Here is a 17,191-nt window from a genome sequence, read left to right as displayed (position 1 = left end):
ATTTGCCCGCGTCCTATCAGAGGCAGGCAAAATGCTCAACGTTGCTGGCGCGCAAACCAGACACTGGCGACAGCGAGCGCAATGAAACCGAGCGGAAAATACAGCCGGATGCCAAGGACGACGAACTGGTAGAGTGCCGTCAACATCGTGAACACGAACTGGAAAACCCAGGTGATGGTGAACGCGAGCGCATGCCATTGGACATAGTAGGAGCGGTATTGCAGCCCAAAGAGGCCGCCGGTGACGGCGATCGTCGCTGCGAGAAGGCAGACGAAGGCGGCGGCGAGGGCGATCTCCCAGTGGCGTCCGAGCGAGACGAGCCGCGCCAGGAGAAGCCCAATCGGGAAAGCCAGCGCACCACCGGCAGCATAAAGCAGCGAGACGAAGCGGATCTTTGCCGGGGTCTCCCAATCGTACTGCAGCAGATTGAGCAGCGCGCTGGCGCCCATCGCTGTCGCCCACAGCAAGGCACCGGCAAATGCGGTGCGCAGCGACGGCAGAGCACGGCGGAGACGGCGCAGAGCGCGATAGCGCATGGCGGGGAACGTCACAGGCGACCGGTTACCGCGATCCAGCGATAGTCCGGCCCTTCGAAGCCGTATTGGCGCACCGCGATCAGCACGGCATAGGCGCTGAGGCTATCCAGCGAAAATGTCTGAACCGCGCCGATCTGGTAGCCATTCGGACAGCCTCTGCTTTGCGGGATCGATTTGTCCTCGTGAATGATCCTCGTCTGGCCGCCATCCTTCGCCTCGATGCGCAGCAGGCGAAAGCCATTGATCTCGCCCTGGCTCTGGCAGCGTTCGGTGTCGTTCATGCCGATCTGGTCGAGCCGGAACTCGAGCGGATCGTCGACCGGCGAGAAGATCGGGCGCGGATTGACCACCATGCGGAAGGGATCGGCAGAAAGCTCGGTCACCGGGTTGAAGCCGGCGGTGATGCCGCGATTTGCCGTGAGTTCCGCCTGACTGACGATCGCTTCGCCCCTTTGCCGGGCCTGCAGCCGCGCTGCGGTCACCGTGGCATTCTCGTCGTCGAGCCGGACACGTATCGGCGAGCCCTTCAGGAAACTGTCGTCGGCCGTGTCGATATAATAGCGGATCGCATAGGGAAATCCCGATCCGTCCTGGACGCCGTATTCCTCGAAGGCAAAGACCCCGCCATCACTGCTGAAGCCGAGGATCTCAAGCTCGGCGACATCGCCTGCGTAGGCGGCGGCCAAAGTTGCAAGCGGGGCAAGCAGGCAGACTGCAAACAGGGCAAGATTTCGCATGGGGCTTTCCATTCCGGCGGTCGACGCCCTCAAATTCCTATCACGATGCCGTCAAAAGATCGTGCTGACTGAAACACAAAGTCGATGCATCCAATCCTGCCGTCGTTTGTTATTGTCGGCAACTTCACCGCATCGTGCCTTCCGAAAATCAGGATCGATTTTCGGAAGGCACGGTGCATTGATTCAAAATGTTTAGAGCGTCCTTTGCGCGTTCAAAGGGACGCGCGGCGCTCTAAGGGAGACCCCAATGACTGATGCAGCCAAGATTCGCGAACGTATGGAAGTGATCGGCGCCGACGGCGTCCATGTCGGTACCGTCGACAAGGTTGACGGAGATCGCATAAAGCTGACCAAGCGCGACAGCGGCGAGGGCGCTCACAGGGGCCATCACCACTTCATTCCCCTCAGCCTTGTCGCCGAAGTCGAGGGCCAGAAGGTGCGGCTGTCGGCAAACTCGGATGTTGCGGTCACGTTCGAGGAAGAAAAATCCGAACCCACCTGATCATAATCCAGTCTGATAACGGCTCACCCGAATGAGCGTTGCGCGTTCAGCGCGACGACCAGACCGGGAACAGATCGCCCTCGGCCGGCGTCGCGGCAAAGACGCCGCGGCTGATGGCGCGCGCCATCGTGGCGCCGGCCGCGGCGTAGAGATCGACGGCATCGTTGGGTGCGAGCTCGATGCCGCTCTTGCCCGTTGCCAGCGCGAAGACCAGATCGCCGTCTGCGGGCGTGTGCGTCGGCCAAATGGCACGGACAAAGCCGTCATGCGCCGATATCGCCAGGCGTTTGGCGGCGGCCTTCGTGAGTACCGCATCGGTGGCGATCACGGCGATGGTCGTGTTGGCGCCGGTTTCCGCCTGCTCTGCCGCATGCTTGTCACGGAACTTCAGCAGGACCTTTCTGGCATCGTCAGGCATCGGGTGGGGATAGCCTAACCCGCCGAACTCGTCGCCGATCTCGAACGGCGCCGCCCAGAAATGGCGGGTCCCGGCGACCGTCACCGAGCCGGTCGGGTTGACGGCGGCGAGCGCGCCGATGGTGACGCCGCTGTCCAGCACCGTCGAGGCCGAGCCGAGCCCGCCCTTCAGGCCGGAGCTCAGGGCGCCGGCACCCGCGCCGGCGGTGCCGAGCGCAAAGTCGATCGCGGCGGCTTGCGCGGTTTCGTAGCCGAGGTCGCGGTAAGGCGGATACCGGCCCCAATCCTTGTCGCCGCCATTGCGCAGATCGAACAGGATCGCCGCCGGCACGATCGGCACGCGAAAGCCGCCGACCTCGACGCCGATGCCCCTTTCACGCAATGCCGCCTGCACCCCCGACGCGGCGTCGAGGCCAAAAGCCGACCCGCCCGAAAGCACCACGGCATGGATGGCGTGGATCGAATTGTGCGGCTCGAGCAGGTCGGTTTCGCGGGTGCCCGGCGCACCGCCCAGGATTTGCACGCCGGCCACGGCCGGTTCGTCGCAGATGACGGTGGTCACACCGGATTTCAGCTTGGCATTCGCCGCATTGCCGACACGCAGGCCGGCGACGTCCGTGATGAGATTGCGCGGACCCGTATGGAACATCCCTGTGCTGGACATCATTGGCTCTCCGCCGGCGCGAAACGGCCGCCGTCGAAACGGTAGGCTCGATAAGGATTTTGCGTCAGGTCACCTTTTTCGTCAAAGCGGATCGGTCCGATCGCCGTGGTGAAGTCATGCGCGGTCAGCACGTTGGCCAGCCTCTCGCCGGAGCTTTGCGGCAATGCTGAAGCCGCCTTGGCGATCTCGACCGCGGCATAGGCGGGAAGCGTGTAACCTTCCGGCACGATGTTTTGTGCTGCAAAGCTTTGCAGTACCTTGGGGTCGGCGACGTCGGCCCATTCGGGCGGCGCGATCATCAGCGTGCCGACGGCATAAGGCACGTCGCCGAGCGGCGCGCGCAACGCTTCGCCGCCGGCAAACACCATGCCGGTATTTAGCTGGCCGGCATCCCGGCCCATAATGGCGACATCATCGCCGTCGCCGCCGGCAAAGACATGCGTTGCGCCGGCTTTCTTCAGCCGGCCGATCAGGCCGATCTGGTTGTCGAGCTGCGGCCGGAACGTGTCGACGAACACCGGCTTCAGAGCCGCTTGCTCGGCGGCTGCCCGAAACGTCTCGGCCATTTCGCGGCCATAGATCGTGCCGTCGTCGACTATGGCGAACAGCTCGGTTTGCCATAGGCGGGTGAGGATGGCAGCGACGGCATTGCGCTCGTCGTCGCCGCGCGGCCCGAGACGATAGATCGGCCATCCGGTCTTGGCGCGCCGGTCGGTCAGGCTTTCCGTGCGCACGCCGACGGTGATCACCGGTATGCCGGCATCCTTGAGGATCGGCAGAGCCGCCTCGATTGCGTCGGTGCACAAAAACCCGATGACGACGTTGACCTTGGCCGCGGTGAACTCCCGCGCGGCGGCGGCGCCACCGTCGGCCGTGCAGGCGTCATCGATCGACTTGATTTCGGCATCGTTCGCTTCAGCCGCCATTGTCGCGCCGGCCTCGATCTGTTTGCCGAGGATCGCCGACGGCCCCGACAAAGGTGCCGCGACGCCGACCAGCAGCGTCTCGGCATTTGCACTGCAGGCGACCGAGAGCCAGGCCAGCACCGCTATCGTGGTTGTCCAAGGTCGCATGCGAGCGAAGAATTCCTCCACGCCGGTCGCGTGGTTGCCGGCGCCAATGCCGTCAAGACCTAAAGGCTGGCCAGCTTTGGCGCAACACGCGAATTCGGGATATAGGTCAAGCACTTCGCTTGTGGCCTGCAATATCCCCCCATATATAACGGTTGGTTCTGACTAGTGGAAAATCATCGGTGCTGAAGAAGAATGACATCGGGCCGCAGGCCTACCGCGACGCGATGGCCCATTTTGCTGGCCATGTGCATGTAGTCACCACCGATGGCCCTGCCGGCAGGCGCGGCGCGACGGTGATCGCGGCCTGCTCGGTGTCGGACACGCCGCCAACCATCCTGGTTTGCCTCAATCGTGAAAATCCCAAGAACGAGCCGTTCGTGGAAAACGGCAAATTTGCCCTGAACACGCTGGCTTCGGATCAGGAGCCGCTGTCGATCGCCTTTTCCGGCATTACCGGCCTGCCGGTCGAGGAGCGTTTCGCGTTGGCCGAATGGGATGTGATCTCGACCGGTGCGCCGACGCTGAAGGGCGCGCTCGCCGTCTTCGACTGCGAACTGATCGACTCCAAGGATCTGGCCACCCACCGTGTGCTTTTTGGCAAGGTTACAGGTTTGCGCATCGGCGATAATTTGCGGCCGCTGATCTATCACAACCGCGGCTACCACGCTTTGTAGAGGCTTTCAGATGGCCGCGCCCGCGAAGACAGAATGACCGAGTTGAAAACCGCGTCCGGCGCCGCGGATGATCGACGAGACGCTCGATCTGTTGACCCGTGCGGATTATGTGGCGGACCGGTCGCTGGCGACCGTGCTGTTTTTATGCGTTCGGTCGACCCGCGGCGGTGGATCCAGGCTGGCGCGAAGCGCGTCGCATAACCACATGTCTGCCAGGGAGAAAATCATGGAACACAGTATCTATCTCGATGAGGCCCGCGATCCGCTGATCATCGCGGAGGGCTGGATGAAGGACGGCAAGGATGTCGCCATTGCCACCGTGGTCGAGACCTGGGGCTCGGCGCCGCGCCCGGTCGGCAGCCACCTAGTGATCGACGCGGAAGGCAATTTCCACGGCTCCGTCTCGGGCGGCTGCGTCGAAGGCGCGGTGGTGACCGAGGCGGTCGATGTTATCGATAGCGGCACGGCCAAAATGCTCGAATTCGGCGTCGCAGACGAGACCGCCTGGCAAGTCGGCCTGTCATGCGGCGGCCGCATCAAGGTCTATGTAGAAAGATTGGGTTGATCTCGAATGGATCCCTATGCGCTGAAGACACTCAACGCCGAACGCCGCGCCCGCCGCGCGGCAATCCTGGTCACCGATCTCGGCGACGGCCGGGACCGTGTCGTGCGCGAGGGCGACCGGGTAGCCGGCGAACTCGGGGCGGCCATCGCCAAGGCATTTCGCACGGGCAATTCCGGTTCGGTCGAAGCTGAGGGACGGACCTTCTTCCTCAACGCACATCTGCCGCAGCCGCGCCTGGTGGTGATCGGCGCCGTCCACATCAGCCAGACGCTGGCACCGATGGCCAGGATCGCCGGCTATCCTGTCGAGATCATCGATCCGCGCACGGCCTTTGCCACGCCCGATCGTTTTCCCGATATCGCGCTGCATGCCGAATGGCCAGAGGATGTGCTGACGCGTCAGCCGCTCGATAGCTATACGGCGCTGGCTGCTCTCACCCACGATCCGAAGATCGACGATTTCGCGCTGAAGGCGGCGCTCGACGCCGGCTGCTTTTATGTCGGCGCGCTCGGCAGCCGCAAGACCCACGCCAAACGTGTGGAACGCCTGCTGGCTTCGGGAGCGACCGCCGACCAGATCGCCCGCATTCATGCCCCGATCGGCCTCGACATTGGGGCTGCCAGCCCGGCCGAGATCGCCGTCGCGGTGTTGGCGCAAGCGATCCACGCCTTTCGCTCCCGTGGTCTCGAATCCAAAGGCGCGGTCGCGTGAAATTTGGTCCCGTTGCGATCGATGCGGCCGAAGGGGCAGTGCTGGCGCACGCCACCACAGCCGGAGAGCGCCGCTTCCGCAAGGCGCACAGGCTAAGCGCCGGGGATGTGTCCCTGTTGAAGGCCGCTGGCATTTCCGAGGTCGTAGCGGCGGTGTTGGCGCCCGATGATCTCAGCGAGGACGTCGCTGCCGAAAAGATCGCCGCATCCATGATCCATCGCAACATCGAGGCGAAGCCCGCCGCGACCGGCAGGGTCAACCTCCACGCGCAGGCTGCCGGCATGTTCACCGTCGACGCGGCGATGATCAACGCCATCAACGGCGTCGATCCGACGATCACCATCGCCACGCTCGCGCAGCATGCGCCGGTCGAAAAAGGTCAGATGGTAGCAACGGTGAAGATCATCCCATTTGCGGTCGCCTCCGCTTTGGTCGATGCCGTGGCAAGGATCTGCTCCGGCGGCGAGATATTTGCGGTCAACGCCTATCAACCGGTGCGCGTCGGCGTCATCCAGACGGTGCTGCCCGGCATCAAACCCAGCGTGCTCGACAAGACGCTGCGCGTCACCGAAGCACGCCTGGCGCGTTCGGGCGGCAGGCTGACGGCGGAGCGTCGAACGCCGCATGAAATTATCCCCGTCGCCGAGGCTGCGGCCTCGCTGATCCGCGACAACGATATGGTGGTGATCTTCGGCGCTTCGGCGATGGCCGATTTCGGCGACATCGTTCCTGCTGCGATCGAAAGGGCGGGCGGCACTGTCATCCGCGCCGGCATGCCGGTCGATCCCGGCAATCTGCTGGTGCTAGGCACTCTAGGCGGCAAGCGCATCATCGGTGCGCCGGGCTGCGCCCGCAGTCCCAAGGAGAACGGCTTCGACTGGGTGCTCGACCGGCTGATCGCCGGTCTCGACGTGACCGCCAGGGATATTGCCGGCATGGGTGTCGGCGGGCTGTTGATGGAAATTCCGACGCGGCCGCAACCGCGCGAGCCATTGCCGGCCAAAGCCGAACCAAAGGTCGAGATCGTGCTTCTGGCCGCCGGCCGCTCCAGCCGCATGGGCGGGCCGAACAAGCTCTTGGCGCTGTTCGACGGCAAGCCGCTGGTCCGTCGCACTGCCGAACGCGCGGTCGGTTCGAAAGCCGCGGCCACCATCGTCGTCACTGGCCACCAGCGCGAGCGCGTGCGAGATGCACTGTCTGGCCTCGATATGACCTTCGCCGACAATCCGGATTTCGGCGAGGGTCTGTCTTCGTCGCTGAAGGCCGGCATCGCCAAGATTTCCGGCGACGCCGCCGGCGCCATGATTGTCCTCGGCGATATGCCCGGCGTCGCCTCGGCCGACCTCGACAGGCTGATCGAGGCGTTCTGCAGGTCCGAAGGCCGATCGGTGGTGCGGGCCTCGCACGATGGGCGGCGCGGCAATCCCGTGCTGCTGCCGCGTTCGCTGTTTGCCGCGATCGCTCACCTCGAAGGCGATACCGGGGCCCGCCATCTGGTCGAGGCCGAAGGGTTCGACGTCATCGACGTCGAGATCGGCGAAGGGGCAGCCGTCGATGTCGACACGCGCGAGGCGCTGGAAAGCGCTGGCGGCGTGCTGCAGGATTGACAAACCGAAGCCGAAAAACGCATGGCTGAGGGATGGCCTTTCGTTCCTGCTTCCGGTTCCGCTTGCCTCCCTCCGGCCTCCCGGCCCTGCTGATGGCGATTCTTTTGTCGCTCTCTCGTGCAGCCTACGCCAACGCTCTCGAACTCAAACCCTTCAAGGACGATCTGTTCGCATATCCGGCCACACTTTCGTCCGAAAGCAACGGCGCCTATACGGTCATCGATTATCGTGAGCTGCGCGATATCAACGCCCGCGACGAAGTGCCTGAGCGCCGGGTGCATGCGCAATACACCGATATCGGTGTGCGCAAGGTGCAGCAGGATTTGTTGCTGAAGACCGATGCCGGCGATGTCCGCCACATTGCCGTCGGCAAGACCGGGGGCGCCAGCATCATCGTGCTTTATCTGCACGGGCAGGGCGGCAGCCGTAAGCAGGGTGCTGACGATTTCACTTTCGGCGGCAATTTCAACCGTATCAAGAACCTGATGGCCGGTAATGGCGGCCTCTATCTGTCGCCGGATTTTTCCGATTTCGGCGACATCGGTGCCGCCCAGATCGCCGCATTGATCGGCCACTATGCCGAACAGTCGCCGCGCGCAAAAATCTTCGTCGCCTGCGGCTCTATGGGCGGCGCGTTGTGCTGGAAGCTGGCAGGCCGCAAAGACTCCGGCGGGCGCATCGACGGGCTGCTGCTGCTCGGCTCGCTGTGGGACGAGAGTTTCTTCTCAAGCTCCGCATTCAAGCGCCGTGTACCGGTCTTCTTCGGCCAGGGCAGCAAGGACCCGGTGTTTCCAATCGAGAAACAGGAAGCCTTCTTCCGATCGATTCTGGGCAAATCGAAAGCCTACCCGACCCGCTTTGTCCGCTTCGAGACCGGCACACATGGCACGCCGATCCGCATGACCGACTGGCGGGGCACACTCAACTGGATGTTATCGAAGGTCCCTTAGGGCGCGGTGTTGTAGTCGAGCACGGTCTGCGGGTTGATCTCGCCGTCATAAGAGGCATCGACCTCATACTGCACCAGCGAGAAATTGCCGTGGCGAAACAGGTAGGTGCCGGCCGACGAGGCGTCGCCGACGCCGCGCCATTTGTTCGAGGATGAAATCGTTTTGGTGGCCTCGTCATATTCGGAGTTGACCAACTGGTCGTCGGTCTGGAAGCCGATAATGTTGATGCCCTCGACCTTGCCTTCGCTGTTGTTGTTCTCATAGCGAATATCGAGTTCCGGTGACGCGAATTGCAATTGCCGGACGCCCGATACGTCGTCGTAGATGTAATAGACTGCGCTCTCATTGTAGGCGGCCATCGAGCAGAAAAAGCGAAACAGCCGTGTCTCGCGTTCGGGCTCGTTTTCGGCCGCCCCCGCATCCTTGTAGCGGAGCGAGTAGGCGTCCGGCTCTCCTCGCGGATCGCCGCCGGGCATGTCCTTGTCGCACTGGTCGCCATAAGTCGCGGCAAACGCCTTGTTGGCCTGCTCAAGCGCTGCGTCCTTCTTCGGCGGCGGCGGTCCTTCGCCGCAGCTTGCCGGCACGGCATCTTCGAAATCGGCCTTTGAGGGTTTCAGCGCCCCCTTGTCGATGAAGATTGCGCGAAATGGCGGATCCTGGATCGAGGCGTTGATCTGGCGCAGCGTATAGCAGCCGGCAAAGACATTCTCGCTGCCGTCCTTGGCCGTCGCCCGGATGGCGACCGGAACGCTGTAGTAGATGCTGCCGGCAGCCCCGTCTTCGGATACGCCACCGGTTTTGACTTCGACCGTGTCCGTGCCGTCATAGCCTTTGACGAAGGAATTGAAATCCTTGGCCGGCTTGGTGTCGCCGAAATAGTCCCAGGCGCGCGCGAATTCGTGCCGGCTGATGGCGCTGTAGAGCGACCGGATGACCGCTTCGGCATCCGACCTGTCGTCGATGTAAGGCGCGTCGGCGGCGAGCACCGGTTGGCTGGTAGCGGCAAGGGAGAAAAAAGCGGTCGCTGCGAACAAGGCGCGTCTCATCGGGAACCTCCACTCGATGAAAAATCCTATCATATCGATTGCGGCGGCGTGGTGACGCTTGAACAATCGCCTGCGAAAGCGCTACCTCTCGCCCTCGGCAGTCGGGCCGCGTGGAGATTTCTTGTGACCATATCAATGTATGAAGCATCCGTGCCGGTATTTTCGGCGAGGCTGAAGGCACTGGCCAATGTGCTGAACATTGCCGAGCAAAATGCGGCTGACCGCAAGATCGACCCGCAGGTGTATCTCACGGCGAGGCTGGCGCCGGACATGTTCGCCCTGACCAGGCAGGTACAGATTGCCACCGATCACGCCAAGGGCGCGCCGTCGCGGCTTGCCGGGCGCGAGGTGCCAAAATACGAGGACAATGAGGCGAGCTTCGCTGATCTGCAGGCCCGCCTTGCCAAGACATTGGCTCATCTCGCGACATTTTCGGCGGCCGAATTCGATGGTTCAGATGACAGGATGATCGAACTGCGGCTTGCGGCACGCGAGGTTTCGATGCCGGGAATGCAGTATCTGCTGCATGCCGCCATGCCCAATTTCTACTTCCACCTGACCACCGCCTACGACATCCTGCGCCACAACGGCGTGCCATTGGGCAAGTCGATCTTCCTCGGATTGCGTTGAGATTCGCTCGTGAGATATCCGCTGCGGCGGGATATCTCACGGCGCGCTGTTTAGCGTAGGGACATTTCCCGGGCGATGCGCGGGAAATCGGCCGGCTTGACGCCGATATCGGCGCGATCGGCATTGCTCATCGAATGGAGCAGCGCCAGTGCCGCACGATAACGCAGCTGTTCCCGCGGACGCGGACGGGCGAACATTTCAGTGAAGAACCCCATGATTCAAGCCCCTGTTGATCCTCCACGGTCTCCAATATAGCCGAATCGTGACGATTGTGCAGTGCAGCATTCGCATGGCAGCCATGCTGCCCCGATCTTTTTTGACATAATTCGGCTGTTCCGGCGAAACTTCTGCGGCGCTTCGACCGTAGGAGTCAGTGCCGGCACTTGGCCGGTTTTTGCTCGCCATTCCTGGCGAAATTCCGGACTGCATTCACATGCAGTCCGGCTTTTTATTGGCCGCGGGGATAAACCCCGTTCGTCGGCGTCCTGAGAAAGTCGCCTGGCCTGCCGGCGGCGGGCTTGGAAGCGGCCGGCGCTTTCCTGTATGCTGTTGCTTCCTTCTCGCGCAGCCGCGCAAAATTCCCGCCGGAGAAACTCCATGCACAAACGCCGTCTCGGCCAGACCGATCTTTTCGTGTCGCAGATCTGCCTCGGATCGATGACCTGGGGCCAGCAGAACACCGAGGCGGACGGTCACGCCCAGATGGATCTGGCGTTTGCTCGCGGCGTCAATTTCATCGACACCGCCGAACTCTATCCGATCCCGCCCAAGGCGGAGACACAAGGCCGTACCGAGACAATCATCGGCAATTGGATGAAGGAGAAGCGCAATCGCGGCCAGGTGATCATCGCCTCGAAAGTGGTCGGCCGCACCGCCAATACCTGGTTTCGCGGCGACCGCCCGTCGAAGCTGGTGCGCGCCGACATCTTCGATGCAGTCGAAAAATCGCTGGCCAGGCTCAATACCGATTACATCGATCTCTACCAGATCCACTGGCCGGAACGCGACGTGCCGTGGGGCGCCAATCCGAACCGCATCGGCGCTGTGCCGCGACGCTCCGATGCCGCCGGCGTGCCGGAGGGCGAGACGTCGATCGCCGAGACGCTTGCCGTATTCGATGAACTGGTGAAGGCCGGCAAGATCCGCCATTTCGGCCTGTCGAACGAGAATTCCTGGGGCGTCATGCGTTTCATCGCCGAAGCCGACAAGGGCCTCGGCCCGCGCGTCGCCTCGCTGCAGAACGCCTATAATTTCGTCAATCGCACCTTCGAGGTGAACCTTGCCGAAGTCTGCGAGCGCGAGCAGGTGTCGCTGCTTGCCTATTCGCCGCTGGCGCAAGGCTATTTGACCGGCAAATACGATCATGGCGCGCGGCCGCAGGGCTCGCGCTCGCAGTTGTTCAACCGCGGCCAGCGCTACGAGACTCCGAATGCTGCCGAGGTGCAGCTCGAATACAACCGGTTGGCGCGCACCTTCGGCATGGAGCCGGCGCTGTTTGCCAATGCCTATATCTCGAACCGGCCCTTGGTCACCTCGAACATCATCGGCGCCACCACCATTTCGCAACTCGAAATGGCGCTCTCTTCCGCCGACGTGGTCTGGACCGAGGACATGCAGAAAGCCGTTGATGCGATCCACCAGCGCGTCGGCAATCCGTGCCCTTGATGCGTCGGGACGTGGTTGTCCGATCGTCATAAGGAGAGGGGAACAGCCGTGGACTTCCGGATCGACGCGGTGCGCGCGAAATTTCCGGCTTTGTCGCTGACCGACAAGAGCCGCCGGCGCATCTATCTCGACAATCCTGCCGGCACGCAGGTCCCGCAGGCGGTGGCGGATGCAGTATCGCGTTGCTTGCTGACCACCAATGCCAACCTCGGCGGCTTCTTCGAGACCACCGTTGCCGCACAAGATATCGTGGACGAGGCCCATCTGGCGATGGCGGATTTTCTCGGCGCTGCGAGCCCGCAGGAAATCATCATCGGTGCCAACATGACGACATTGACCTACCACATGTCGCGAACGCTCGGCCGCACGATGAAGCCCGGGGACGAGATCATCCTCACCCGCATGGACCATGAGGGCAACGTCTCACCCTGGCTGCAACTGGCTGAAGACCTTGGCCTTGTCGTGCGCTGGCTGCCTTTCGACCAGCAGAGCTGGCAGATCGAGGAGGCGGCGCTCGCCGCGCTGCTTTCCGAGAGGACGCGGCTCGTCGCGCTCAACTACGCCAGCAATCTCGCCGGGTCGATCAACCGGGTGAAGGCGTTGACCGGCATCGCCAGGCGGGCTGGTGCGTTGGTCTACGTCGATGCCGTCCAGTTCGCGCCGCATGGCCTGATCGACGTCCAAAACCTCGGCTGCGATTTCCTGATCTGCTCGGCTTACAAGTTCTTCGGCCCGCATATGGGAATTTTGTGGGGCAGGCTGGACGTTATCGATGCGCTTAAGCCGTATAAATGCCGTTGCTCGTCCAATGCCTTGCCGGAGCGCTTCGAGCTCGGCACGCCGCAAATTGAATTGATGGCCGGCCTGTCGGCGGCTGTCGATTATTTTGCCGAGTTGGGCGCGGCAGCCGGCGCGCAAGGATCGCGTCGGCTGAAAATCGCCAAGGCCTTCGAAGTTTCAATCGCTTACGAGAACCCGCTGGCGCAACAGCTGATCGACGGTCTGTCGGATATTGCCGGCCTGACCATCCACGGCATCACCGATCCGAAGCGGATCAATGAGCGTGTGCCGACGGTGTCGTTCACTGTCGAAGGCATCGTGCCGGAGACGATCGTGCGGCAGATGAATGCCGAAAACATCTTCCTGTGGTCCGGCCACAACTACGCCTGGGAGATCGTCCACCAGCTCGGCATTCCGGCCGAGCAGGGGGTGGTGCGCATCGGCATCGCTCATTACAACACTTCAGTCGAAATCGACGAGACGCTGGAGAGCGTGCACCGCGTTGTCGCCATGCTGAGGCAGGAACGATCCTGAGCGGCCCTCGCGGGCGGATCATCGCTTGTGGGCGCCGCCAAAACCGGTGAGGAAGGCGGTGAGATTGTCGCCGAGCTCGTCGCAGAGATAGCCGCCTTCCTGGACGATGACCGTTGGCAAGCCGAGCCCGGCGATCACCTCGCCAATGCGCGAAAAACCAGGCGTGCTCACCGACAGCCCGCCGAACGGATCGCCTTCGAAGGCATCTAGCCCCAGCGCCACCACAAGCGCATCGGGCGAGAAGGCGTTGATGCGCTGGAACGATGCCTCCAGCGCTTCGAGGAACGCTGCATCGCCGGATTTGCGCGGCAGCGGCAGGTTGAGATTGTAGCCGAGGCCGGCGCCTTCGCCGCGCTCGTCGCCATAGCCCCAGAAAAACGGGTAGAAGCGCACCGGGTCGGCATGCAGCGACACGGTGAGCACGTCCGGCCGGGCATAGAAGATGCCCTGCGTGCCATTGCCGTGGTGCAGGTCGACATCGAGGATCGCCACCCGCGCCGCCTGCCTGCGCAGAACCTGTGCGGCGACCGCCGAATTGTTGATGAAGCAGAAGCCGCCGGCGACATCGGCAAAGGCGTGATGGCCGGGCGGCCGGCACAGCGCATAGGCGGCCGGCGCTCCCGACATCACCGCCTCGGCGGTTTCAACCGCGCTCCAGGCGCTCCAAAGCGCGCTCTGCCACGTCTCGCCGGAGATCGGGCAGGCGGTGTCGGCCATGTGGTAGCCGGCCTGGCCGACCGCCGAGGCCGGATAGGAGCCGTTCCGCGCGATCGGATGGATATTGGGGATGACCTCGGCCGAGGCGCCCTCGATGCGCTGCCAGCGCGGGAAGATATGCTGGAGGAAATCGAGATATTCGGGCGTATGCACCGCCGCAATCGGGCCGAGCCCATGATCCCGCGGCCGTTCAATCGTGCAGCCGGCAGCTTTTGCGCCGGCTAGCAACCGCTCGATCCGTTCGGGCTTTTCCGGATTGGGCTGCGGCGCCCCGCTGGAGAGGAACGCCTTCGGGTCGTGGCGCTTCTGTTCTTCGGCATAGAAGGCTTTCATGTTGGCTCCTCCGGTGCATCGGCAAAGGCGAAAAAGGCGTCGCCGACGATCTTCTGCACCTGCTCGTAGCTCGACCAGGCAATGCCCAACCGTTCGTAAAAAGCCTTGGCGGTCTCGTTGTTGGTGTCGACGGACAGCCTGAGATAGACGCCGCCGTCCTTCCGGCACTGCGCCGCGACCCGGCGCAGCAGACGCTCGCCGATCCTGCGGCCGCGAAACCGGTCCTCGACATAGAGGTCCTGCACATAGACGCCGGGCCGTCCCATCCATGTCGAGAAGATCGGAAAATACAGGCAAAGCCCGGCAAATTCGCCACCGACTTCGGCGATCAAGGTCGAGAAGGCAGGCTTTTCGCCAAAGCCATAGGTGCGGAGATCCTGAGCTGTCGAGGTGATCTCCTGATGTGCGCCGACATGCGCGCCGAGCCGCAGGAGTGCGGCGTGGATGGTTTCGACGTCCTCGACGGTCCCGGGCCGGATGTTGATCTCGGGCAAAGCGACAGTCACTGGAGGTACGATGCCAAGGCACCCCCCTCTGGCCTGCCCTCTTTACGACTACTTGGCATCTCCCCCTCAAGGGGGGAGATCGGATCACCTCCGCGTTCGCCAATCTCCAACGCTGAAAAAGGCGCAGGACGGCGAAGCTGCCAATCTCCCCCCTTGAGGGGGAGATGCCAAGTAGTCGTAAAGAGGGCAGGACAGAGGGGGGTGGGCCGGGAGCCAAACATTTCAGATTGCCTTCCCCTCAGAACGCCACGCGGTCGCCGCCCTTGAGCGCCAGCATCTGCCGTGCCTCGGCCGGCGTTGCGACGTCCAGCGACAGCCCTTCGAGCACGCCGCGGATCCGGCGGACGTGGTCGGCATTGGACTTGGCGAGCTGGCGCCCGTCGTAGAGGCTGTCCTCCAGCCCGACGCGGACGTTGCCGCCCATTGCCGCCGCAATCGAGATCATCGGCATCTGGTGGCGTCCGGCGGCCAGCACCGAAAACCGGTAGCTCTCGCCGAACAGTTTGTCGGCGATGCGCTTCATGTGGACCAGGTTTTCTGGATCGGCGCCGATACCACCCAATATGCCGAACACGAATTGGATGAACAATGGTCCCGACACCAGCCCGCGGTCGCGGAAATGCGCAAGCGAATAGAGATGGCCGACATCGTAGCACTCGAATTCGAAACGCGTGCCACAGCCGCGCCCAAGCTTTTCCAGCACCGTCTCCATATCGGCAAAGGTGTTCTTGAAGATCGTGTCACGGGTAGCCTCGAGCAGCTTCGGCTCCCATTCGTGCTGCCATTCTCGCGGCCGCTCGAGCATCGGGAACAGCGCAAAATTCATCGAACCCATATTGAGCGAACACATTTCCGGCTCGGCCCTGAGCGGCGCGGCCAGCCGCTGGTCGAGCGTCATCAGCGACGATCCGCCGGTGGTGATGTTGATCACCGCATCGGTCGCCTGCTTGATGCGCGGCAGGAACTGCATGAACACCTCGGGGTCGGCGGTCGGCCGCCCATCCTTGGGGTCGCGGGCATGAAGATGCAGGATCGAAGCGCCGGCCTCGGCGGCGGCGATCGCGTCTGCGGCGATCTGGTCCGGCGTCACGGGCAGATGCGGCGACATCGACGGGGTGTGTACCGACCCGGTGACGGCACAGGTGATAATGACTTTGCGCGGTGCCATGGTCGCCTCAACCTTCGACCGGCAGGTCGAGCTCGCCGGCCAGCACCTCGAGCGAGTCGCCGATGATGGATACGATCTCGCCGATCTGCGCGGCGGTGACGATCATCGGCGGCGCGACCATGAAATTGTCGCCGTCGACACCGCCCTTGACCTTGCGTCCGTAGATGATCAGGCCGCGCTCGTAGGCGAGGTCGAGCAGATGCTGGGTGGCCTTCTTTGCCGGCTCGATCGGCCTCAGCGTTTCTGGGTCGGCGACCATTTCGGCACCGGTGAGCAGGCCCTTGCCGCGGACGTCGGCGATGAACGGAAACCGCTTCGCCAATCCCTTCAGCTCGTCCATCAATAGCTCGCCCATGACAGCCGCGTTGGCGATCAGGCCGAGGCGATCCATTTCGCCGAGTACGGCGCGCCCGGCGGCGCAGGCGAGCGGGTTGCCGGCGTAGGTATGGCCGTGCTGAAAGCCGCCCGATGCGAGCAAAGGCTGCACCAGCCGCATCGGTGCCGCCAGCGCGCCGAGCGGCGCGTAGCCAGAGCCCAGCCCCTTCGACAGCGCGACGATGTCGGGCTTGCAGTTCCAGTGGTCGCCGCCGAGGAATTTTCCGGTGCGGCCGGCACCGCTCATCACTTCGTCATGGATGAGCAAGATGCCGTAGCGATCGCAGATCTCGCGGATACGCGGATAGTAGCTGTCCGGCGCCACCAGTGCTGCCGTGGCAGCGCCGCCGACTGGCTCCATGATGAAGGCGAGCACGCTCTGCGGTCCCTCGGCGAGGATCTTTTCCTCCAGCATGTCGGCGTAGCGGATGCCGCGCTGTTCCATCGAAAGATTGTCGCGGTCGCGCCAGGCGATGGGCGCCGGCACGGTCGGCATCATCTGCATCATTGGCACAAATGTTTCGGACAGCGCATCGTCGCCGGTAACGGCGAGCGCGCCGAGCGTGCCGCCATGATAGGAGGGAAAGCGCGAGATCACCTTCCAACGGCTGGGCTGGCCGGTGGCGACCGCCCATTGCCGCGCCAGCTTGATGCAGGATTCGGTCGCTTCCGAGCCGCCGGAGACTAAGAAGATGCGGTCCATGCCTTCAGGGAGTTTGGCGGCCAGCTGCCGCGCGAGCTCCTCGGCCGGTTCGTTCTCGAAATGCAGGCGGTAGGCGAAGGTGGCGCGGTCCATCTGCCTTTTCATCGCGTCGAGCACGTTGCGATTGGAGTGGCCGATATTGGCAACCATCGGACCGCTCGATCCGTCGATGAAGCGGCGGCCATCCTGCGTCCACATGTAGATGCCTTCGGCGCGGTCGATCAGCGGCCGGCGCAGGCTGGATAGATAAAACAGATGCGAGGCTTCGCGAGTTTCCGGGGCAGGAGACTTCAACATG

19 protein-coding genes are annotated in these 17,191 nt (G+C 63.2%); 9 read left to right on the top strand and 10 right to left on the bottom strand.

Features of this window, described 5'->3' with window-relative positions; all coding sequences use genetic code 11:
* Positions 1 to 35: 35 nt before the first annotated feature.
* Entirely contained in the window at positions 36 to 536 is a 501-nt protein-coding gene (locus NKI52_RS24360; RefSeq protein ID WP_352699983.1) for a hypothetical protein, read from the bottom strand.
* A gap of 11 nt (positions 537 to 547) precedes the next feature.
* Positions 548 to 1,273: a DUF2259 domain-containing protein gene (locus tag NKI52_RS24355; RefSeq protein WP_352699981.1), complete on the bottom strand. Its 726-nt coding sequence runs from the start codon at positions 1,271 to 1,273 to the stop codon at positions 548 to 550.
* Between the two features lie 247 nt (positions 1,274 to 1,520).
* Between NKI52_RS24355 and NKI52_RS24350 the strand changes: the two genes are divergently transcribed.
* The gene (locus NKI52_RS24350) at positions 1,521 to 1,775 is read left to right on the top strand and encodes a DUF2171 domain-containing protein (protein WP_023674734.1); all 255 of its coding nucleotides are present in this window, start codon (positions 1,521 to 1,523) and stop codon (positions 1,773 to 1,775) included.
* Positions 1,776 to 1,821: 46 nt separating this feature from the next.
* Here NKI52_RS24350 and NKI52_RS24345 read toward each other — a convergent pair whose 3' ends face one another.
* Positions 1,822 to 2,841 carry a P1 family peptidase gene (locus NKI52_RS24345; RefSeq protein WP_352700010.1) on the bottom strand — a complete coding sequence of 340 codons (1,020 nt, stop codon included), beginning with the start codon at positions 2,839 to 2,841 and terminating at the stop codon, positions 1,822 to 1,824.
* 14 nt (positions 2,842 to 2,855) lie between these two features.
* Positions 2,856 to 3,929 carry a branched-chain amino acid ABC transporter substrate-binding protein gene (locus NKI52_RS24340; RefSeq protein WP_352590714.1) on the bottom strand — a complete coding sequence of 358 codons (1,074 nt, stop codon included), beginning with the start codon at positions 3,927 to 3,929 and terminating at the stop codon, positions 2,856 to 2,858.
* Between the two features lie 179 nt (positions 3,930 to 4,108).
* Here NKI52_RS24340 and NKI52_RS24335 point away from each other — a divergent pair, with 179 nt between their 5' ends.
* The 5 genes from NKI52_RS24335 (at position 4,109) to NKI52_RS24315 (ending at position 8,436) form a co-directional block, all read left to right on the top strand.
* Positions 4,109 to 4,603, top strand: a complete 495-nt coding sequence (locus tag NKI52_RS24335) for a flavin reductase (protein WP_023674737.1) — start codon at positions 4,109 to 4,111, stop codon at positions 4,601 to 4,603.
* Positions 4,604 to 4,829: 226 nt separating this feature from the next.
* On the top strand, positions 4,830 to 5,168 hold the full coding sequence (locus tag NKI52_RS24330; protein WP_352570856.1) for an XdhC family protein: 339 nt from the start codon (positions 4,830 to 4,832) through the stop codon (positions 5,166 to 5,168).
* Positions 5,169 to 5,174: 6 nt separating this feature from the next.
* A complete protein-coding gene (locus tag NKI52_RS24325) occupies positions 5,175 to 5,879 on the top strand; it encodes an XdhC family protein (protein WP_352699979.1) in 705 nt (234 codons plus the stop codon).
* Positions 5,876 to 7,486, top strand: coding sequence for an NTP transferase domain-containing protein (locus NKI52_RS24320; RefSeq protein ID WP_352699978.1), 1,611 nt, complete (start codon positions 5,876 to 5,878; stop codon positions 7,484 to 7,486). The genes NKI52_RS24325 and NKI52_RS24320 overlap by 4 nt, the downstream gene beginning before the upstream one ends.
* 92 nt (positions 7,487 to 7,578) lie before the next feature.
* A complete protein-coding gene (locus NKI52_RS24315) occupies positions 7,579 to 8,436 on the top strand; it encodes an alpha/beta hydrolase family protein (RefSeq protein WP_352699976.1) in 858 nt (285 codons plus the stop codon).
* Here NKI52_RS24315 and NKI52_RS24310 read toward each other — a convergent pair.
* The gene (locus tag NKI52_RS24310) at positions 8,433 to 9,482 is read right to left on the bottom strand and encodes a DUF1176 domain-containing protein (protein WP_352699974.1); all 1,050 of its coding nucleotides are present in this window, start codon (positions 9,480 to 9,482) and stop codon (positions 8,433 to 8,435) included. The two genes, NKI52_RS24315 and NKI52_RS24310, sit on opposite strands and share 4 nt — an antisense overlap.
* A 123-nt stretch (positions 9,483 to 9,605) precedes the next feature.
* Between NKI52_RS24310 and NKI52_RS24305 the strand changes: the two genes are divergently transcribed.
* Positions 9,606 to 10,112: a DUF1993 domain-containing protein gene (locus tag NKI52_RS24305; protein WP_352684221.1), complete on the top strand. Its 507-nt coding sequence runs from the start codon at positions 9,606 to 9,608 to the stop codon at positions 10,110 to 10,112.
* Between the two features lie 50 nt (positions 10,113 to 10,162).
* Here NKI52_RS24305 and NKI52_RS24300 read toward each other — a convergent pair whose 3' ends face one another.
* A complete protein-coding gene (locus NKI52_RS24300) occupies positions 10,163 to 10,327 on the bottom strand; it encodes a hypothetical protein (RefSeq protein WP_023674744.1) in 165 nt (54 codons plus the stop codon).
* A 382-nt stretch (positions 10,328 to 10,709) separates the two neighbouring features.
* On the opposite strand from NKI52_RS24300, the gene NKI52_RS24295 reads away from it, so the two are divergent.
* Positions 10,710 to 11,777: an aldo/keto reductase gene (locus NKI52_RS24295; RefSeq protein WP_352699971.1), complete on the top strand. Its 1,068-nt coding sequence runs from the start codon at positions 10,710 to 10,712 to the stop codon at positions 11,775 to 11,777.
* Positions 11,778 to 11,825: 48 nt separating this feature from the next.
* A complete protein-coding gene (locus tag NKI52_RS24290) occupies positions 11,826 to 13,091 on the top strand; it encodes a cysteine desulfurase-like protein (protein ID WP_352699969.1) in 1,266 nt (421 codons plus the stop codon).
* An 18-nt stretch (positions 13,092 to 13,109) separates the two neighbouring features.
* Here the strand turns inward: NKI52_RS24290 and NKI52_RS24285 are convergent, their stop codons facing one another.
* From NKI52_RS24285 to NKI52_RS24270, 4 genes are all read right to left on the bottom strand, one after another.
* Positions 13,110 to 14,141 carry a histone deacetylase family protein gene (locus tag NKI52_RS24285; protein WP_352684227.1) on the bottom strand — a complete coding sequence of 344 codons (1,032 nt, stop codon included), beginning with the start codon at positions 14,139 to 14,141 and terminating at the stop codon, positions 13,110 to 13,112.
* Complete coding sequence (locus tag NKI52_RS24280; protein WP_352684228.1) at positions 14,138 to 14,647, bottom strand: GNAT family N-acetyltransferase; 510 nt, start codon at positions 14,645 to 14,647, stop codon at positions 14,138 to 14,140. The genes NKI52_RS24285 and NKI52_RS24280 overlap by 4 nt, the downstream gene beginning before the upstream one ends.
* 238 nt (positions 14,648 to 14,885) lie before the next feature.
* Positions 14,886 to 15,815, bottom strand: a complete 930-nt coding sequence (gene kce, locus NKI52_RS24275; protein WP_352684230.1) for a 3,5-dioxohexanoate:acetyl-CoA acetone transferase — start codon at positions 15,813 to 15,815, stop codon at positions 14,886 to 14,888.
* Between the two features lie 7 nt (positions 15,816 to 15,822).
* Complete coding sequence (locus NKI52_RS24270) at positions 15,823 to 17,190, bottom strand: aminotransferase family protein (protein WP_352699966.1); 1,368 nt, start codon at positions 17,188 to 17,190, stop codon at positions 15,823 to 15,825.
* Position 17,191 lies beyond the last annotated feature (1 nt).

Source organism: Mesorhizobium sp. M0590 (assembly GCF_040320905.1).
In the GTDB taxonomy this organism is placed as follows: domain Bacteria; phylum Pseudomonadota; class Alphaproteobacteria; order Rhizobiales; family Rhizobiaceae; genus Mesorhizobium.
The sequence above is the reverse complement of the archived record's forward strand: the minus strand, read 5'-3'. Positions and strand labels throughout refer to the sequence as shown.